This is a genomic window from Parasphingorhabdus sp., assembly GCF_965233695.1.
In the GTDB taxonomy this organism is placed as follows: Bacteria; Pseudomonadota; Alphaproteobacteria; order Sphingomonadales; family Sphingomonadaceae; genus Parasphingorhabdus.
The window spans coordinates 4,084,320-4,102,641 of record NZ_OZ247497.1 but is presented as its reverse complement, the minus strand read 5'-3'; the positions used below and the strand labels follow the sequence as shown (position 1 = coordinate 4,102,641).

22 protein-coding genes are annotated in these 18,322 nt (G+C 53.9%); 12 read left to right on the top strand and 10 right to left on the bottom strand.

What is annotated here, in order from left to right:
• Positions 1-9: 9 nt before the first annotated feature.
• On the bottom strand, positions 10-1,230 hold the full coding sequence (locus ACO6S1_RS19780) for a penicillin-binding protein activator (protein ID WP_422344238.1): 1,221 nt from the start codon (positions 1,228-1,230) through the stop codon (positions 10-12).
• A gap of 1 nt (position 1,231) precedes the next feature.
• On the opposite strand from ACO6S1_RS19780, the gene rsmI reads away from it, so the two are divergent.
• From rsmI to gshB, 3 genes are all read left to right on the top strand, one after another.
• A complete protein-coding gene (rsmI, locus tag ACO6S1_RS19775; RefSeq protein WP_422344237.1) occupies positions 1,232-2,077 on the top strand; it encodes a 16S rRNA (cytidine(1402)-2'-O)-methyltransferase in 846 nt (281 codons plus the stop codon).
• Positions 2,074-2,442, top strand: coding sequence for a YraN family protein (locus tag ACO6S1_RS19770; RefSeq protein ID WP_422344236.1), 369 nt, complete (start codon positions 2,074-2,076; stop codon positions 2,440-2,442). The genes rsmI and ACO6S1_RS19770 overlap by 4 nt, the downstream gene beginning before the upstream one ends.
• A 129-nt stretch (positions 2,443-2,571) precedes the next feature.
• Positions 2,572-3,531 carry a glutathione synthase gene (gene gshB / locus ACO6S1_RS19765; protein ID WP_422344235.1) on the top strand — a complete coding sequence of 320 codons (960 nt, stop codon included), beginning with the start codon at positions 2,572-2,574 and terminating at the stop codon, positions 3,529-3,531.
• 250 nt (positions 3,532-3,781) lie between these two features.
• On the opposite strand, the gene ACO6S1_RS19760 is transcribed toward gshB, so the two are convergent.
• From ACO6S1_RS19760 to hemW, 3 genes are all read right to left on the bottom strand, one after another.
• On the bottom strand, positions 3,782-4,132 hold the full coding sequence (locus ACO6S1_RS19760; RefSeq protein WP_422344234.1) for an endonuclease domain-containing protein: 351 nt from the start codon (positions 4,130-4,132) through the stop codon (positions 3,782-3,784).
• Between the two features lie 87 nt (positions 4,133-4,219).
• Complete coding sequence (locus tag ACO6S1_RS19755) at positions 4,220-5,119, bottom strand: tyrosine recombinase XerC (RefSeq protein WP_422344233.1); 900 nt, start codon at positions 5,117-5,119, stop codon at positions 4,220-4,222.
• A gap of 110 nt (positions 5,120-5,229) precedes the next feature.
• Complete coding sequence (gene hemW / locus ACO6S1_RS19750; protein ID WP_422344232.1) at positions 5,230-6,426, bottom strand: radical SAM family heme chaperone HemW; 1,197 nt, start codon at positions 6,424-6,426, stop codon at positions 5,230-5,232.
• On the opposite strand from hemW, the gene ACO6S1_RS19745 reads away from it, so the two are divergent.
• Positions 6,418-7,116 (top strand): CAP domain-containing protein, encoded by a 699-nt coding sequence (locus tag ACO6S1_RS19745; RefSeq protein WP_422344231.1) that lies wholly within the window; start codon positions 6,418-6,420, stop codon positions 7,114-7,116. The two genes, hemW and ACO6S1_RS19745, sit on opposite strands and share 9 nt — an antisense overlap.
• Positions 7,117-7,129: 13 nt before the next feature.
• On the opposite strand, the gene rdgB is transcribed toward ACO6S1_RS19745, so the two are convergent.
• The gene (gene rdgB / locus ACO6S1_RS19740) at positions 7,130-7,762 is read right to left on the bottom strand and encodes an RdgB/HAM1 family non-canonical purine NTP pyrophosphatase (RefSeq protein WP_422344230.1); all 633 of its coding nucleotides are present in this window, start codon (positions 7,760-7,762) and stop codon (positions 7,130-7,132) included.
• Between the two features lie 8 nt (positions 7,763-7,770).
• On the bottom strand, positions 7,771-8,484 hold the full coding sequence (gene rph, locus ACO6S1_RS19735) for a ribonuclease PH (protein ID WP_422344229.1): 714 nt from the start codon (positions 8,482-8,484) through the stop codon (positions 7,771-7,773).
• A 124-nt stretch (positions 8,485-8,608) separates the two neighbouring features.
• Between rph and hrcA the strand changes: the two genes are divergently transcribed.
• The gene (hrcA, locus tag ACO6S1_RS19730; RefSeq protein ID WP_422346250.1) at positions 8,609-9,652 is read left to right on the top strand and encodes a heat-inducible transcriptional repressor HrcA; all 1,044 of its coding nucleotides are present in this window, start codon (positions 8,609-8,611) and stop codon (positions 9,650-9,652) included.
• Positions 9,649-10,263, top strand: a complete 615-nt coding sequence (gene grpE, locus ACO6S1_RS19725; protein ID WP_422344228.1) for a nucleotide exchange factor GrpE — start codon at positions 9,649-9,651, stop codon at positions 10,261-10,263. Before hrcA ends, grpE begins: the two co-directional genes overlap by 4 nt.
• Before the next feature lie 62 nt (positions 10,264-10,325).
• Here the strand turns inward: grpE and ACO6S1_RS19720 are convergent, their stop codons facing one another.
• Positions 10,326-11,114, bottom strand: a complete 789-nt coding sequence (locus ACO6S1_RS19720) for an SDR family oxidoreductase (RefSeq protein ID WP_422344227.1) — start codon at positions 11,112-11,114, stop codon at positions 10,326-10,328.
• A 207-nt stretch (positions 11,115-11,321) separates the two neighbouring features.
• Here ACO6S1_RS19720 and ACO6S1_RS19715 point away from each other — a divergent pair, with 207 nt between their 5' ends.
• The gene (locus tag ACO6S1_RS19715; protein WP_422344226.1) at positions 11,322-11,915 is read left to right on the top strand and encodes a PadR family transcriptional regulator; all 594 of its coding nucleotides are present in this window, start codon (positions 11,322-11,324) and stop codon (positions 11,913-11,915) included.
• A gap of 2 nt (positions 11,916-11,917) precedes the next feature.
• Here the strand turns inward: ACO6S1_RS19715 and ACO6S1_RS19710 are convergent, their stop codons facing one another.
• Positions 11,918-12,403 (bottom strand): GNAT family N-acetyltransferase, encoded by a 486-nt coding sequence (locus ACO6S1_RS19710; protein WP_422344225.1) that lies wholly within the window; start codon positions 12,401-12,403, stop codon positions 11,918-11,920.
• A gap of 135 nt (positions 12,404-12,538) precedes the next feature.
• Between ACO6S1_RS19710 and ACO6S1_RS19705 the strand changes: the two genes are divergently transcribed.
• A complete protein-coding gene (locus ACO6S1_RS19705) occupies positions 12,539-13,327 on the top strand; it encodes a hypothetical protein (RefSeq protein ID WP_422344224.1) in 789 nt (262 codons plus the stop codon).
• A 37-nt stretch (positions 13,328-13,364) separates the two neighbouring features.
• Here the strand turns inward: ACO6S1_RS19705 and ACO6S1_RS19700 are convergent, their stop codons facing one another.
• Positions 13,365-14,720, bottom strand: coding sequence for a GntP family permease (locus tag ACO6S1_RS19700; RefSeq protein ID WP_422344223.1), 1,356 nt, complete (start codon positions 14,718-14,720; stop codon positions 13,365-13,367).
• A gap of 519 nt (positions 14,721-15,239) precedes the next feature.
• Between ACO6S1_RS19700 and ACO6S1_RS19695 the strand changes: the two genes are divergently transcribed.
• Together ACO6S1_RS19695 and ACO6S1_RS19690 are read left to right on the top strand one after the other, a co-directional pair.
• A complete protein-coding gene (locus ACO6S1_RS19695; protein ID WP_422344222.1) occupies positions 15,240-15,584 on the top strand; it encodes a PilZ domain-containing protein in 345 nt (114 codons plus the stop codon).
• A 51-nt stretch (positions 15,585-15,635) separates the two neighbouring features.
• Complete coding sequence (locus ACO6S1_RS19690; protein WP_422344221.1) at positions 15,636-16,163, top strand: thermonuclease family protein; 528 nt, start codon at positions 15,636-15,638, stop codon at positions 16,161-16,163.
• Here the strand turns inward: ACO6S1_RS19690 and ACO6S1_RS19685 are convergent.
• The gene (locus ACO6S1_RS19685) at positions 16,135-16,728 is read right to left on the bottom strand and encodes a rhodanese-like domain-containing protein (RefSeq protein WP_422344220.1); all 594 of its coding nucleotides are present in this window, start codon (positions 16,726-16,728) and stop codon (positions 16,135-16,137) included. The two genes, ACO6S1_RS19690 and ACO6S1_RS19685, sit on opposite strands and share 29 nt — an antisense overlap.
• 161 nt (positions 16,729-16,889) lie before the next feature.
• Between ACO6S1_RS19685 and ACO6S1_RS19680 the strand changes: the two genes are divergently transcribed.
• On the top strand, positions 16,890-17,528 hold the full coding sequence (locus ACO6S1_RS19680; RefSeq protein ID WP_422344219.1) for a lysophospholipid acyltransferase family protein: 639 nt from the start codon (positions 16,890-16,892) through the stop codon (positions 17,526-17,528).
• Complete coding sequence (locus ACO6S1_RS19675; RefSeq protein WP_422344218.1) at positions 17,525-18,322, top strand: DUF1295 domain-containing protein; 798 nt, start codon at positions 17,525-17,527, stop codon at positions 18,320-18,322. Before ACO6S1_RS19680 ends, ACO6S1_RS19675 begins: the two co-directional genes overlap by 4 nt.

The window sequence follows — 18,322 nt, the reverse complement described above, 5'->3', positions numbered from 1 at the left end:
CGGGTGGGGCTAAAACCCCTTGGGTGCCGGATCGACAACGCTAAAGCTGCCATTGCGGATTTCCTGCACTTCCAGGGCGCGTTCGGAAATGCCGTTGCGGCGGAAGCGGAAGACACCGTCCAGGCCGATAAACCCTCCGGAATCCGTCAGCTGGCTGATCGGAAAGGCGGTTCCGACTTGCCAGTTTTGCGCGACCTTAACGGTTAGCAAGACCGAGTCATAGCCGAGGCTGGATAGCCGGAAGGGCGCACGGCCATAGCGGCTGCGATATTTGTCGGCATATTGCCGGTAAAGTCCATCCGAAACACTCGCGAACCAGGCACCGCGCATCGATGGAGCACCGGCGAGATTGCTGCTGGTATTCCACAGATCGGTGCCAAGGATTTTGGCGCTGCCACTTGCATTCTGGCGAATATAGGGTGCTGCCCTGATGGCCATGCTGCCGTTGTCGGCGATGAGCACAGCATCAAAATCGCCATTTTGAGAAAGCTTCTTGGTGGCTGCTTCAACCGATTTGGAATCGCGATTGAAATTCTGGATCGATACCACCGTGCCGCCGACATCTTTCACGGAACGCAGCAGGCTGGAGGAGGCGCGCTGGCCGTAGACGCCATTGGGGACCAACGCGGCGAACCGATTCATGCCTTTTGATTTGGCATAGCTGACCACGCGGTTAATCGATTGGGACGGAATATGACCGAGCAGAAACACATTGTCGCCAGCGACACCAGCATCATTGGAAAAGCTGAGTATGGGAACACCTGCTGGCCGTGTGATATTGGCTACCGCGACGACATTATCGCTCAGCAACGGGCCAATCACCAGCTTATTGCCATCAGCAATGGCTTGGCGCGCTGCCACCGTAGCACCTTTTGCAGTGTCATAATTGGTCATGCGGATATTTTGCGCTTTGGTATCGAGCAGAGCCATCGTCGTAGCATTGGCAAGCGATTGTCCGACTCCGGCATTTTTACCCGATAACGGGACGAGCAGGGCAATACGATGGTGCTTTTGATCCGTCGGTAACTCGCTGGTGACCGGGGGAGGGGTTGGTGTTGGCGTGGTTGGACGTTCCGCGCCGCGCGGGACCACAGTCTCACAACCGGCCAGAAAGATGATCGACGCCAGGCCGGCATATTTCAGCAGGCTGCGGCGTCCGGTTTGGGCGGTGGTTTGCTCGGATGTTTTTTCATCCTGTCCTACATGCAAATTATCTGTCATGGCGTTCATTATGTCTGCTCCCGTTGAACATGGCCTGTATATCGTCGCCACGCCAATCGGCAACCTCGGAGATTTGTCGCGCCGCGCAGAAGAAATTCTCGCTACCGCCGATATTATTTTAGTCGAAGATTCAAGAGTCACTGGTAAATTATTAAATTATATCGGTAAAAAGAAGAAAATGATGGTCTATAATGACCACAAGGGTGCCGCCGAGCGTGAGGAAATTTTGACCGCCATAGGATGTAAAATTGTCGCACTTGTCAGCGATGCCGGCACGCCGCTTATCTCCGACCCCGGTTACAAGCTGGTTCGGGACGCGCAGGCAGCAGGCGCATATGTCACCACTATCCCCGGTCCCAGCGCCGCCATCGCCGCGCTGACCCTGTCCGGATTGCCCAGTGACCGGTTTTTGTTCGAAGGTTTTTTGCCCAGCAAAACAAAGGCGCGGAGCGAAGTTCTGAAAGAATTGGCGCCGATCAAGGCGACACTGGTCTTTTACGAAAATGGCTCGCGGCTCGGCAGCATGCTGACAGATGCACGTGATATTCTGGGTGATCGTCCGGCGGCTGTTATCCGCGAGATTACCAAGAAGTTTGAAGAGACCGTGACGGGCGGATTGGCGAAACTGGCCGAGCGCTATGCCGATGAAAAACCCAAAGGCGAGATTGTCGTCGTCATCGGACCGCCGCTGGCAGACGAAGCTGCCAGTGAGTCTGATATCGAAGACGCGTTGCGCGAAGCATTGGAGCGGCTTCCGGCATCCAAAGCGGCAGGCGAGGTGGCGCGCGCTTTTGGGGTGGACCGCAAGCAGCTTTATGAACTGACCAACCGGTGGAAGGCGGAAGAACAGCCATGAAATATCCCGCTGCGAAGAGGGAGCGGGCCGAACAAGCGGGACGGCGCGCAGAGAGTATCGCTGCGGGATGGCTGCGATTGCATGGTTGGCGGATATTGGCGCAGCGTGTGCGTACGCCGCGCGGCGAGGTTGATGTCATTGCCAAGCGCGCCGGACTGGTCGCCTTTGTCGAAGTGAAAGCGCGCACGAAAATAGAAGATCTGGAAACCGCCATCGATCATCACCGGCTGAAACGCGTCGCTGCTGCGACTGAAATTCTCTATCCGGAATATTGCAAGAATGGCGAAGATGCGCGGATTGATGTAATTTTGGTTGCACCGCGCCGCCTGCCGACCCATTTAACCAATGTCTGGCACGGGTTTTGAGGAGTTGGGGCCTTTCCATGAGGCTGTATTCCTGCGAAGGCAGGAATCCATCTCCCGCTCTATCGGCTTTGCAATCGTCGGAGATAGGCTCCTGCCTGCGCAGGAGCACACACTAAAAAAGAGGCTTACATGACCCTGAAAATTGCCATGCAAATGGATCCCATGGAAACCGTCAATATCGAAGGGGACAGCAGCTTCGCGCTGATGATCGCGGCGCAAAAGCGCGGGCACAAGCTCTATCATTATAATGTCAAAGATCTGACCTATCTGGCCGGTCGCCTGACTACGCTCGCGCATCCGGTAAAGGTGCAACAGGTGGAAGGGGATCATTACGCATTTGGCGAACAAGTGCGCCTGGATCTGGGCAGCGACATTGATGTCGTGCTGATGCGGCAGGACCCGCCCTTTGATGTCGGCTATATCACCGCGACCCATTTGCTCGAACGGCTAGAGGGTGAGACTCTGGTGGTCAACAATCCGGTATCGGTACGTAACGCGCCTGAAAAAGTCTATGTGCTGGACTATGCGAAATATATGCCGCCAACCTTGGTCACGCGAAACATCGAAGAAATCCGCGCCTTTCAGGAGGAGCATGGCGGCATTGTCGTCAAGCCACTGCACGGCAATGGCGGTAAGGCGATTTTTCTGGTTCCGGAAGATGGCAGCAATCTGAGCGCCTTGATCGAAGTGTTTAATCAGACTTGGCCAGAGCCGCATATGATTCAGCCCTTCCTTCCCGAGGTTCAGGATGGCGACAAACGGATCGTTCTCGTCGACGGCGAAGTGGCCGGTGCGATCAACCGCAAGCCCGGCAAAGGCGAGTTCCGCTCCAACCTGGCGCAAGGTGGCTATGCAGAGGCGGCTGGACTAACCGACCGCGAAAAAGAGATTTGCGCGGCAATGGGACCGGATCTGAAACGACTGGGGCTATTGTTTGTCGGTATCGACGTGATCGGCGGCAAATGGCTGACCGAGATTAACGTGACCTCGCCGACGGGAATTGTTGCGATTGATAAGTTTAATGGCACGGATACGTCGGGCATGATCTGGGATGCGATTGAGGGGCGGTTGGCAAGTGGTAGAGCCTAAGGTGGAAATATCTGCTGAGGAGGTTCGAGAGTTGTATTGCCTTTTGGAGGAAGTGAACGATTTGTTTCATCAGCGGATGATCTCCTCCTCCAAAACCCTCTCCCATAGGGAGAGGCAAGTGTAGCTTGTGAACTTGTTCACTAGCGCAACTCGGTGAGGGGTTCTTGCGATTGAGAGGTTCGAACCCCTCACCGACTGCGACTAGGTCCGTTTGGACCAAGTCTCCGTTGCCTCTCCCTATGGGAGAGGATTATTGGTTGCGGGCACTTCTTATGGCTTGCCGGATATCTTCCAGCACGCCGTCGAGATTTTCGAAAATCTCGTTGTTCCAGTATCTGAGCACGGAAAAGCCAGAGGCCTCTAAAATTCTTGATCTTTCTGCATCGCCCGGGTTTTCGCCATGTTGGCTGCCATCCAGCTCGATGATCAATTTGATCTCGTGGCAGAGAAAATCGGCGACGGCATTTCCAATGGGTGCCTGTTGCCTGAATTTGGCGTTTTCCAGTTGGCGTGATCGTAATTTGGACCAGAGCAAGATTTCGGCATCAGTGCGCTGTGTTCTGAGTGTGCGGGCAATGGGTGTCAGGGATTTCTTTGCCATGGTGCTCGTCCTGAAGTTCCAGCCCTTGCCGAGTTTCGCTAACAAACGAATTTGTTAGCTTCACTTGCCTCTCCCTGAGGGAAAGACTCAACCAGCCCGAGGATGCGCATTCTGATACACATCGAGCAAATGCGCCGCATCGACCGCCGTATAAACCTGCGTGCTGCTCAAACTCGCATGACCGAGTAATTCCTGCAGGCTGCGCAGATCAGCGCCGCCGGCAAGCAAATGGGTGGCAAAGCTGTGGCGCAGGGCATGGGGTGTGGTCTTGTCTGACAGGCCCAGCTTTCCGCGGGCTTGTTGGACCACGCGGCGGATCAGATTGGGCGATAGGGGGCCGCCGCGTTTGCCGCGGAAGATGGTTTGTTCCGCCGTCATGGCATGCGGACACAGATCGATATAATGCTCTATCGCTTCGCGGACCTGGGGAAGCAGCGGCACGATCCGCGTCTTGCCGCGCTTGCCGGTCACGCGCAGCGTGTCGGACAAGGGCAGGGCATCGCCGGTCAGATCGAGCGCCTCGCTGATCCGCAGGCCTGAACCATAGAGTAAAAGCAAGACCGCCCAGTCGCGGGCACCGATCCAATCTTCGTTAGCGCTTTCGGCAATATCCTCGGCCATCGCCATGATATCATCGGGCGAGGCAGGACGCGGAACGCCGCGCGTAACCTTGGGGCCCTTGATCTTCGGTATCTGGTTGTCGTCGCCGCCTACGAATTTCAGGAACGCCCGGATCGCCGACAATTCCCGCGCGGCGCTGTTGTTGGACAGGCTATCGCCCCGTCGAAAGGCAAGATAGGATCGGATATCGGCTTGCTTCAGCGCCTTGAGATCCTGCGAGCCAACCGTGCCGCCGATATGGTCCATCAGAAAGGCACAGAACCGTTCTGCCGTAGTCACATAGGCGCGGACCGTGTGCTGCGAACGCCGCCGCCCTTCGCGCAAATGGCGGGAAAAATCTTGAATGAGGGCGTTGGCGCTATCCATTGGCAGAATCTAGCAGCGCTAGCGGATAAAGTCCAAATATCCGATGTTGTGCTCCGCACTTGATGCGGAGCCCAGTGTGGCTGTCACGCTCATCTACCCTAGGCTCCGCATCAAGTGCGGAGCACGTCCGATATTAATTTCGGCAGAATGGCGTCAAGCAGCGGCATGCCTTTCGGTTGGACCGTAAGTCGGACACCATCGCGGTCTACAAGTCCTAAAACGGAAAGTTTTTGAATCTCCGCCTGATCGACCATATCAACAATCGCCAATCCGGTTTTTTCGGCCAACGCGTCCAAATCAACGCCTTCGCCCAGCCGCAGCCCCATCATCAGAGCTTCTGTGGCCTGCACATCCGGAGATAGCGCCTGTTCCACTTTCAACCCATTGCCATTGCGCTCAACCGCCGACAGAAAATTCTCTGGCTTTTTGTGCCGCTCCGTTGCCGTGTTCAGCCGCCGTCCGTGCGCGCCGGGACCGATGCCGATATAATCGCCATAACGCCAGTAAGTGAGGTTATGGCGACCCTCCTGTCCGGTGCGGGCATGATTGCTGATCTCATAAGATGGAAGGCCCGCTGCCTTGGTCAAGTCCTGCGTCAGATCGAACAAATCCGCGCAATGGTCATCGTCGGCCGGAACAAGCTTTCCGGTTCGCACGAGCGTTTCAAAGCGGGTGCCGGGTTCGATGGTGAGCTGATAGAGAGAGAGATGGTCGGTGCCAAAATCCAGCGCTTGTTCGAGTTCCGATCGCCAATCATCCAGACTTTGGCCAGGGCGTGCATAAATCAGGTCGAAGCTTACACGGTCGAAATTTTGCTGCGCGGTTGCGAGCGCCGCAAGGCCTTCCGCAACATCATGGGCACGGCCTAAAAACTCTAGTGTTTGATCATCAAGCGACTGTAATCCCAAGGAAACTCTATTGACACCAGCAGATGCAATATCTGCAAACTTACTGGCTTCCACTGACGACGGATTGGCCTCCAATGTGATCTCGCAACTGTCCATCAATCCCCACAGCTTGTCGGCCTCTGCAATCAGCTTAGCGACGAGCTGAGGGCGCATCAGCGACGGGGTGCCACCGCCAAAAAAAATCGAGCTAATCCGGGGTTTTGGATTAACTTTATATTCATGTCTGAGATCGAAAAGGAGCGCGGTCTGCCATGCGTCATGATCTACTTGATCACGGACATGGCTGTTAAAGTCGCAATAGGGACATTTGGCGATACAGAACGGCCAGTGGATATAGAGGGCAAGCTCTTCAAGGTCCGTCTGCTGCGTTGAAATGGGAGAGGACGGGATATGAAGCATCAGCGCACCACTAAGCAGGGACGTTATTTCGTGCAAGCGGCAATGCTGGCATTATTGGTTGGCTGTGGCAGCGAAGGCAGCGGTTCTCCAGACGTAACGCTGCCCGGTACTCCGACGCCTAGCCCGACACCTGCACCGACCCCGGCTCCCACTCCGACACCCACACCGGCGCCCACACCAACGCCGACCCCGGCTCCTACGCCTACGCCGACACCCACACCCACACCCACACCCACACCCACACCACCGGGTAGTACGATGCTGCAGGTCATGCTGGCCTCTCACAATGCCGCGCGCGCCGAAGTTGGTGTCCCAGCGGTTGAATTGGATGCCGCGCTCAGTGCAGCAGCGCAGGATTATGCGGAAACACTTATCGCCAACGGCCGGTTTGAACATAGCCCAGGATCTTCACGGCCCAATCAGGGCGAGAATCTTTGGGCGGGAACAGCGGGTGCGTTTTCTTTTCAGAATATGGTCGATGGTTGGATCAACGAAAAACAATTTTTCGTGGCTGGCACTTTTCCCGATGTTAGCACTACCGGTCGATGGCAGGATGTAGGCCACTATACGCAAATCATCTGGCGCGAAACGACCAAGATCGGGTGCGGTCTTGCCAGTAACGCCCAACGCGATGTTTTGGTGTGCCGCTATAGCCCGCCGGGCAATTTCATTGGTCGAACCGTTCCCTGATCATCAGGCGAGCTCAGTTGAGGCAGGCTTTGACGAGCTTATCGAACGCATCGGCGCGATGGCTCATATCGTGCTTTTTCTGCGGATCCAATTCGGCAAAAGTTTGTTTAAAACCAATGGGTTGGAATACAGGATCATAGCCAAAGCCCATGGTTCCACGGGGTGGCCAAACTAACTGTCCTTGCACGGAACCTTCGAAAACTTCCGTATGTCCGTCGGGCCATGCGAGCGCCAGAGTACAGATGAAATAGGCGCTTCGGTCTATATCCGGACCCAACTCTGCCAATTTTCCCTCGACCTTGCCCATCGCCATATACCAGTCGCGACCGGGCCCGCCTTCGTAAATGTCGGCCTCTGCCCAATCAGCGGTATAGACACCCGGCGCTTCATCCAGAGCCGCGACGCATAATCCGCTATCGTCGGCAAGCGCAACGCAGTCCGCACCTTCCGCACTGGCGCGCGCCTTCAGCAGAGCATTTTCCGCGAATGTTGTTCCGGTTTCTTCCGGTTCCGGAAGGCCCAGTTCGCCAGCGGATACCGGTTCTATGCCAAATGGAGCCAGCAGGGCGCGGATTTCCTTTACCTTGCCTTGATTGTGGCTGGCGATGACAAGCTTTCCGGGTTGCAGTTTGCGGTGTTCGGTCATGGGCGTGCTTACGAAACCGCCTTATCCTGCGCCTCAAAAATCTGACCGCAGCCGATTTTCGCAAGCCGCATCAACCGCATCAGGCCTTCGTCATCAAATGTTTCGCCTTCCGCCGTTGCCTGCGCCTCAGCAATATTGCCGTCGCCGGTCAGTACGAAATTGGCATCGGCACCAGCATTGCTGTCCTCATCATAATCGAGGTCGAGCACGGGATTGCCGTTGTAAATGCCGCAGCTGATCGCCGCGATCTTCTGTTCAATCGGGTCTTCGCTGATCAATTTTTCATCGAGCAGGCCGTTTACCGCTAGTCGCAGCGCAACCCATGCGCCGCTAATCGACGCGGTCCTTGTCCCGCCATCGGCCTGTATAACGTCGCAATCGATAGTAATCTGACGCTCACCGAGTTTCTTCATATCGACAACTGCACGTAAGGAACGGCCAATAAGGCGCTGAATTTCCTGCGTCCTGCCAGATTGTTTGCCGCGTGCCGCTTCGCGAGAATTGCGGGTATTGGTAGCGCGGGGTAGCATCGAATATTCGCCGGTAACCCAGCCTTCACCCTTGCCGCGCAGCCAAGGTGGAATGCGCTCTTCGATACTCGCGGTACAGATGACCTTCGTATCACCAAAGCTGATCAGGCAAGACCCCTCTGCATGTTTTGTGAATTGAGTCTCGATAGAAATAGCACGCATCTCGTCCAGCGCGCGTCCTGATGGGCGCATGTATGATTCTCCTGTGGCTTTGGAGAGGTGTCCCTATCTGGTTGTCTAAGGGGGTGCAACTGACGATCTTTATGTTAAACAATGGATGCTGGAAAGCCGTGATCATATCCCCTATCTTAACCTGATGACCACCACACCCATCACCGAAATGAACGACCGGACTCGCGATATTTTTCGCGTGGTGGTGGAATCCTATCTCGATTCCGGTACCCCGGTCGGCTCGCGAACCATATCAAAGGCACCGGGTCTTGAACTTTCGCCGGCCTCCATCCGCAACGTCATGCAGGACTTGGAAGAACTCGGACTGCTCGCCGCGCCGCATACCAGCGCCGGACGGATGCCGACTGAGCTGGGACTGCGGCTATTTGTTGATGGCATGATGCAGGCGGCCGAACCCTCGAAGGAAGAACGCGATGCGATCGAAAGCCAGATTAGCGAGCGCGGCCCGGTAGAAGATGCCCTGCGCGCAACCACCAGTATTTTGTCAGGTCTTTCGTCATGCGCCGGCCTGGTAATGGTGCCCAAACGGGAGCCAAAACTCAAACAGTTCAGCTTTGTGAAGCTGTCGGAAGGTCAAGGGCTCGCCATTCTCGTGTCACAGGATGGAAACGTGGAAAATCGTGTTCTCGATCTTCCGATCGGGATTTCCGAATCCGCATTGGTCGAGGCAGGTAATTACCTAACAGCACAATATGGCGGGATGACACTGGCACAGGCCTTGTCCCGAATCGATCGTGATATTCAGGCAGGGCGCACAGCGATTGACAAGGCGTCGGAAGATCTCGTCCAGCGGGGCCTCGCGACCTGGACCCAGGATCCGGCAGAGCGACCGATACTGATTGTGCGGGGACAGGCGAATTTGCTTGAAGACAGCGCGCTTGAGGATCTTGACCGTGTTCGGCAATTGCTTGACGAGTTGGAGGGCAAACAGGAAATTGCGCGTCTTCTAGATAATGCCCGAGATGCAGAGGCTGCTAAAATATTTATTGGTGCAGAGAATAAATTATTCTCCCTTTCCGGTTCATCTGTGATAGCGGCCCCCTATAAAGATGGCGACGGACAAGTGGTCGGCGTGGTCGGGGTTATTGGCCCCACCCGCTTGAACTATGCCCGCGTCGTACCCATGGTAGATTTCACAGCACAAACGCTGTCCAGATTGTTGAAATGAGTGACGAAATAATGAGTGATACACAGCCACAAGAAAATGAAGATGCGAAACTGGACGAAGCCGCCGCCGCAGAGCTGGAAGGTGTGCCCGAAGCATTGAAAGAAGGCAGAGATGAGGCCACTGATGAAACGTCTCAGGAAGAGCGTATCGCGGCCCTTGAAAAGGAACTGGCGGAAGCCAAGCAGCAGGTTCTTTATGCACAGGCGGAAACCCAGAATGTCCGCCGCCGGCTTGAAAAAGATGCGCAGGATGCCAAAGCCTATGCCGCGACTGGATTTGCCCGCGACATGTTGAGTGTTTCCGATAACTTGCAGCGTGCGCTTGCAGCCATTCCGACTGAAATCAAGAATGAAGAAAAGTGGAAAGGTCTGATCGGCGGTATCGAAGCGACCGGCCGTGAGCTGGAAACAGTGTTCGAGAAAAACGGTATCAAGCGCGTCGCTTCCGTCGGTTTGCCGCTAGACCCTAACCAGCACCAGGCGATGGTCGAAGTGCCAACGGACGAGCAGGAGCCGGGAACCGTGGTGCAGGAAATGCAGGCAGGCTATATGATCAAGGACAGGTTGTTGCGGCCTGCATTTGTGGGTGTGGCGAAGAAACCGGAAGAATAGGTTAGCAGCGCTAGTCGTAGCGACCACAACCCAGACAGGTGAGCATAATGCTCACACCGGGATCAAAAAATTGAATTTCCCATACCGCCGTCGATGGTCAGGCTTTGCCCCGTTACATAGCCGGCCATCTCGCTGCAAAATAGAGCCACAAACGCCCCCATATCTTCCGCATCACCAAAACGCCCGACCGGGATGCGGACCTGTTTGACGAATTGCGCGACTTCTTCGTCGTAGCTGGTGCCATTTGCTTCAGCCTGACTTTCGAACATATCCCTGATCCCGTCGGTATGATGCATGCCGGGAAGAATGGTGTTGATCGTGACGCCATGTTTGGCGACCTGTTTTGCTACCGCTACACTATAGTTGACCAGCGCGGATCGCGGTGGACCTGAAAGAACGCGCATTGCTGCGGGATATTTGGCCGCGCCAGTTGCGATATTGACGATACGTCCCCATTTGCGTTCGATCATTCCATCAATCACCGCCTTAATGAAATCGACCGGGCTAAGAAGCGTAAGCGATAGCGCTTTTTCCCAATCTTCACGATCAACCGTACGGAAGTCTCCCGTGAAAGGCGGCGGCGAACAGGTTGCGACCAGGATATCGGGGTTGGGGCAGATGGAGAGAATTTTTTCCCGTCCTTCGTCACTGCTATGATCTGCGACGATCGGGGTGATGGTGGCACCGGTTTCTTTTGCCATTTGCTCGCAGCTTCGTTGCAATCGTTTTTCCCCTCGCGCAGTCACAAAAAGTTCCGTCTTTTCCCGAGCAAGCGCCAGCGCTGCACCGCGCCCCAATCCGGCGCTGCCGCCATTTACCAGAGCCACTTTTCCCGAAATGCCCAAATCCATATCGCTATCCTTCCACTTCGTTTCGTAGCAGCTGGCTGGTCCGATGCCGACTAGCCAATATGGGATAAGCAATAGCAGAAGGATCCAGCTGGAAAAATTCACCCCTTTCATTTCAATGTCTTGTAAGTTTTTTGATTGCCATCCCTTGCGTCTTCCATCTAAAGATATATCTTAGAAACAGCTTAGATATAAATAGAAGGACCTATCATGCGATATTCAAACTATAATGATTGCGGACCTGGTTCCCGGCGCGGTAAACGTTGGGGTGCTATGAACGGACAGAAATTTGCGCGTGCTTTTGCCGCTGCCGCCTTTGAAGGAGCCAAAGCCAAGCGCCGTGCGCGGGTTTTTCAGCGTGGGGAGTTACGTCTGGTACTACTTCATCTGATTTCTCAGGAGCCGCGTCATGGTTATGACCTGATCCAGCAGATTGAAGAACTTACCGGCGGTCAGTATGCGCCAAGTCCGGGGATTGTTTACCCTACGCTGACACTTATGGCCGAGATGGATCTGATTGATGAGCAGGTCGATGATGGCGGTAAGAAAATCTACTCGATCACCGACGCCGGAACCGCGTTGCTGGGTGAAGAAGAGAAGCATGTCGCTGATATTCTCGCTCGATTGGAAGGCATCGCGCAAATGGATCGGGCTTCCGATGGTGCATCGATCCGCCGGGCTATGAGCAATATAAAAAGCGCAATCCGCATTCGTCTTGCTGATGAAGAGAAGGGATCCGAGAAAATTCTCGACGTCGCAGCGATTATCGATGAAGCCGCGAGCAAGATTGAGCGACTGAAATAGACTTACAGTTGCAGCACCATCTGCACATTGCAGCGCGCATAAGGGGTGGGCCAGAGTTCCACTTGTGTCAAATGCTCGAAACCACATTTTTCATAGAGACCAATAGCGGCAGTCAGATCGCTATTGGTCTCTAGCCAAATGGCATCAGCCTGCATTTCTCTGGCCTGCTCAATCAACGCTTCAAGAATGGCCCGACCAATACCCTTGCCCCGGATATTTTTCCGCGCCGACATTTTTACGATTTCTAGCCATTTGCGATCATCTGCCGGATGATGATGTGGCGTTAAAATCGCTCCGGTTCCAACAACCTCACCGTTCAATTCAGCGACGATAATCTGCCCGCCCACGCTTAATATAGTTTCCTCAGGCCGCTCCAATTGATCTCGATCGCTTTGTTCAACCGAAAAAGACTCTTCAATCCAGTCGAGATTGAGATCGATAAAGGCGCGACGATCTGAGTCCTGATAAAGGCGCGTGATCACGTTCATTGCAAAACTGGTCTTTTTTTTCCTATCTACTTGGTCAGTTTGCCTTATTTATCCTTCCATGTCAGCCCAGTGATTGCTGACACTGAGCCAATGGCTCCTACAATCAACTCGGGTCGCAAGCTGGAGGGGATTATCATGAAAACTTGGATGAAGGTTGTTCTCGGAATTGTCGCCGGAATTTCCGTTTTGGTGGGTGGAATTTTTTGGCTGACCGGAGACGTCACCAAGGCGGGTGATGAATTTTTTGCCGCTGTGCAGAATGACGATATAGACGCGGCTTACGCTCTACTGTCTGACGATTTCAAGGCGGGGACCAGCGAAGATGAGCTGAAATCCTATCTAGCCGCCAATGCTTTGAACAAGATCAAGGACGCATCCTGGGGTGGCCGGATGATGACGGGCGGTGTCGCGGAATTGGAAGGCACCATCACAACAGAAGGCGGAAGCAAGATTCCGATCAAACTGCGCTTGATAGATTCGGAATCAGGATGGCGGATCAATGCGATTGAGAAGGAAAGTGCTGGGTTCAAAAACAGCCCCAGTGGTTCGGCTGCAGTTCCGCCAATTGGGAAACAGCAGGCGCTGTTTCGCGATACGATCACGGTCTATGCGGAATCGCTCGCGGATCGGAGCATGCAGAAATTGTGGGATAATTCCGCAGGGATTTTTCGCCGACAATTCAATGTCGAGCAGCTGAACGAGGCCTATGAGCGAAATTACAGATTTGCCGGAGACTATGCTGAAATCAGCAAGATGGCACCGATTATTGACGATTCCCGGATTGATCAGGACGGCTTTCTTGTCATCAAAGGTCATTATCCGATTAAACCGAAGCCGCTCTACGTCCGGCAATCCTTCGCCTATGAAGGCGTTAAATGGGTAAGCAGCGGGCTAGTCCTGCAGGTTGGTCAGCCACCCGAGTGATTGTTTCGGCTCATCAGACGATCCCGGCGTCCTATCGCTAGAACATCGTAAACATCGCCACCGCCATGATCGTACCGATCACCGGTATCACCACAGTCAAGGCCCCGACTGCGCCATAGGCATCTTTATGGGTCTCCCCGCAAACCGCGCGGATGGTGGTGACGACATAGCCATTATGCGGCAGGCTATCGAGAGCGCCGGAGGAGATTGCCACGACCCGGTGCAGTTCGTCCGGCTGTGCGCCTACGTCCAGATAATGCGGCGCAATCAGGGGCAGGGCGATGGTCTGGCCGCCGGAGGCAGAACCAGTCAAGCCAGCAATAACGGTCACGGCAATAGCCGCCCCGATTAGCGGACTTCCCGGAATGTTTTGCACGATCACCAAGGCTTCCTGAAAAGCGGGAGACAGTTTTGCAACCGCTCCAAAACCGACCACCGCACAGGTGTTGGTGATCGCGACAACTGCGCTCGTCGCTCCGCGTGAAAAGGCTTCCGGCATTGCCTTCAGTTTCCGATATCCTACGGCCAGAGCTACTATCGCACCGGATCCAAGGGCGGCTACCAGCGCCCATTTGTCGAGTGAGGTTGTCGGCAATATCGATGACAACGGCCCCATATCTTGCGGATATTGGAAGATCAGGAAAATGCCGAGCACGGCAACCAATGGCAACAAACACAAGATCGGTGCGGGCAGGGCGCCATAGTCAGTATTGGCATCATCCGTCTCGCGGCCGACAAATGTTTCGCCATTGGCCACAGCGCGCTTCACCATCCAATTGAGCCAGAACTGTCCGGCAATTGCCATGAAGACCGCAACAATCAGGCTGACTTCCCAGCCGGCATAAGCGGTGGTGCCAAGAAATTCCATGGGGATCAGGTTCTGGATCTCCGGACTTCCTGCCGTGGTCATCGTGAAAGTCACCGACCCGAATGCGAGTGCAGCCGGAATGAATCTGCGCGGTAAATTGGCTTCGCGGAACAGGTGCACTGCCAGCGAGTAGACCGAAAAAGCTACGATGAAGACGCTGACGCCGCCATAGGTTAAGACAGCACAGGCGGCGACCACGGCAAGTACGGCATGTTTGATCCCGATTTTCTCGATGATCCAGTGAGCGACGCTGGCCGCTGCTCCGGATGCGCCCATAATCTCACCGAATATCGCGCCGAGCAGGAACATGAAGAACCAGCTTTTGAAGAAGCTGACAAAACCGTCCATATAGGCGGTTGCGAAATCTGGCGCGCCCTCTGCTGCTAAAGGCGGCAACCATGCCAGTCCGCTGGTAGCGGCGACAATTGCGGCGGCAATTGGTCCGGCGATCAGAATATTCACGCCCTTTACCGTCATATAAATGAGCAGCGCGAGCCCGCCAATTAAACCAATTGCTGATAGCATGCGTCAAGATCCCCGTTGTTATGCCTGTCTATTGGCAGAGGAAAGGAACAGGCGGCAAGGATCAATTTAGATGATTGTGCGAACCGTCTTTGGCGAGCGTGGGAAACGCGCTTGTTTCAGACGAAGTTGACAACATGAACACAGTCCTTTTGGGCCTTCGACAGCGCCATGAATTTCAAAGTTCACACAATTCTCACTATGGAGATTGGAGGATTATTCAAAAATGAGAAAGAGCCGGGTCGATAATATCATAACCGGATCAATGTAGGACAGGGCTTTTGATCCGAAAAATCCCTGTGAAAATAATCATCGGAATCTACAAGATTAACCATGAAGATGGCAGAAAATAAGGAATTTCAGCGATTTCGATGCCTTTCTATTAACCAGACAAAACGGATATGCTGTTAACCTTTGTATAAGCATCTGTTGCTAATTGTGAATGCTGGAACTGGTTTTAAGGATCAGCGAACCCGCCAAAGAGTTCAGGCTCTCAGGCATTCTGGTCAGGATTTAATAGCGATGCAGGGCAAACCTAATCAGCAAGTGAAATTCAAACGCGGCGATGACCGCACATCCAGGCGTTCGGGCGTTGAAATTCTTGCAGAAGTGCGTGAGCCTGGTCTCGGTCGAATTCAAGCTATGATAATCGACCTGTCGCTAACGGGATTTCGCATGCGCTGTATTACGCGCCTGACCGGGGAGAAGAATATCTTCATGGCGCTGCCATCATTTTCGGCCATCGAAAGCAAGATATGCTGGATTGAAGGCGACGTTTACGGTTGCGAATTTGTCCAGGCACTGCACCCGGCTGTGTTTGACCATATCGTATCGCGATACCCAACGCTGAAAATGAGCGGTTCCTAAACCCCCTTTGATATATATTGCGTGAGGCCGGTATTCGGTTAGGATCGCCTCATGGCGGTCAAAAAGCTTTCTCAAAAAATCAAAATGTTATTGGTGCTGGTCGCTGTGGTTGGCGGATCATTGGCACTGCAACGTTGGGCGAATATTGAGGAAACGATTAGGGTTGATGGCCAGACCGTCAGTGTGATTGATGGAGACAGTTTCAAAGACGCCACTGCGGAATATCGCATCTATGGTATTGATGCGCCAGAATATCGCCAGACCTGTAAAGACGCGGAAAATCGCGACTGGCCCTGCGGCAAATCTGCGCGCACTGCGCTGGCCGAAGCGCTCAGAAAAGGCGAACATAACTGTGATGTCCGTGCACGCGACCAATATGGCCGAATGATCGTAAGCTGCTGGACCGACGATCGGGATCTTGGCGCTTCTTTGGTTGAGTATGGCCATGCGATCTCTTCCGATAATTTTGACCAGGTCATATATGGGCGCGAAGAAGCCCGCGCCGAAAAATCCAAACGCGGTATTTGGCAAGGAAGCTTTGAAAAGCCTGCTAGTTGGCGCGCGTCGCATCCTCGTTAGGATTTTGTGACAATTGCGATGGATTCGCCGTCAGAACTCTTGGGGTTCCGGTCCATCGAACAAGTGGGTCAGCCATATGGGTTACGCCGCTTAGCTCGAAGATATTTTCATATCCATAACCATAGAGATTTATGAATGTTGGAATATTGAGCGCCAGCGGCGCGCGCTTTAGCGGAATGGGCGGGATATCATCGCGAAAATTATTGTTGCAGTAAATCAGGATCGGGCGTGATTTGTCACCCAGTAGCTTGGTGAGCTTTTCTTCGGTGAAGTCTGAAAAAGGAATGTTGATTGCGCCATCAATATGACCTTGTGCAAAGGCGGCCGCCGATCGGCTGTCCAATATTATCGCATTCTGCTGTTTCGCAATTGCGTTGAACTTTTCCAAATCGACTAACCGGGCTTGGCGATATTCGCCAAGTTCTTCGGTCAGCTGGAGAAAGCCGGCATAATCAACCTGCGGTAATGCTTCTATTTCAGAAGCGGCCAGGGTTTGTGCTATAGAGGGTTGCAGGGAGAAGGATGAAAGGAAGATGGCAGATGCCATTAGCAGTGATGTTTTCATGATCTTTGTCCCTATTTTCACAAACCGCTTGAAATCTATACTTTTCGGATTGCCAAAAGCTGAACCGCCACTATTTTGGCCGTCAAATCTGACGTTGCGCTTAGGTGAAATGAAACTATTGTCATTTCACAGCCGCGAGCAGGATCGCAATCGGGGGAAGCGTGCACGATAATATCAAACCTAATTGGCTGTCGGAGATTGTCCGGCGCTTTTCCGTGTTCGTCTATACCATTACCGGCTGGACGGCCGTTCAGGAAAATCCGGCGCCACGGAAATGCGTGATCATTGCTGCCCCGCACACCAGCAACTGGGATTTCATTTACTTTTTCGGGCTGACCAACAAGCTGAAAATCCAATCCTATTGGATTGGTAAGGATACGCTATTCAAGTGGCCTTTTGGTGACATGATGCGGCGCATGGGCGGTATTCCCGTCGACCGGTCCAAATCGAATAACATGGTGGATGCCATGGTCGCGGAGTTTGAGAAGCGCGATGATTTCATCCTTACCATTCCGCCAGAAGGGACACGCGGCAATGTACGGCAATGGCGAACCGGTTTCTATTATATTGCGCTGAAAGCCAAAGTGCCGTTGATCGTCGGGATGATGGACTATGCCAAAAAAACCGGCGGACTGGGTCCGGAAATCGAAGTGACCGGCGACTATGAGGCCGATATGGCCAAAATCAGCAGTTTCTACCATCGCGTCACACCCAAATTTCCCGACAAAGCGATGGACGATATCGTCCATACCGATCCCGGTTTGAGCTCGGCCAGCGAGGGGTCAGGGACCAAGCCGTGAATTTGCTGATAGCGCTCGGCCAAAATTTTGGTCTCTTGGTCGGTGTAATGATCATTCTGTGGCTGATTTCAGTCAAGATCCGGGATGTTTCGTTTATTGATGCCTTCTGGGCCTACGGTATGGCGATCATGGCTGGTGCATCGATCCTGCAGGCAGGCAATGCCGGCTGGCTCGGTTGGACTATCTTTGGCCTGACGGTGACTTGGGGTGTGCGATTGGGCACGCATCTCTACTTGCGCTGGAGCAAGGAAGGCGAAGACCCGCGCTATACCAAGATTATCGGCACGGCGATGAAGAAAAAGGGCTGGAGCTTCGCGAAGACGGCTCTGATCAAAGCATGGGTTTTGCAAATACCGCTGCTGTTCCTGGTCTGCTTGCCGGCCCAGATCGGGATATTGCTGGCGGGTGATCAGGGGCTTGGGCCCGTGGCGATTATAGGGCTGGTGCTTGCGGTTATCGGTATCGCTTTTGAAACAATCGGCGATGCGCAGCTGAAGGCCTTTAAGGCAGATCCATCGAACAAGGGCAAAGTGCTCGATACAGGTCTCTGGCGTTATACGCGGCATCCCAATTATTTCGGTGATTTTTGCACCTGGTGGGGCATCTGGCTGGTCGCAACGCAAGTCGGCTGGCCGGCCTGGCTCGCGATTGTGGGGCCTTTGTTCCTAAGCTTCACGCTGACCAAATGGAGCGGTGCGCCGATGCTGGAATATGCTCTGCGCAAAAACCGGCCGGATTATGTCGACTATATCGAGCGGACATCCGGTTTTTTCCCGATGCCCCCCAAGAAATAG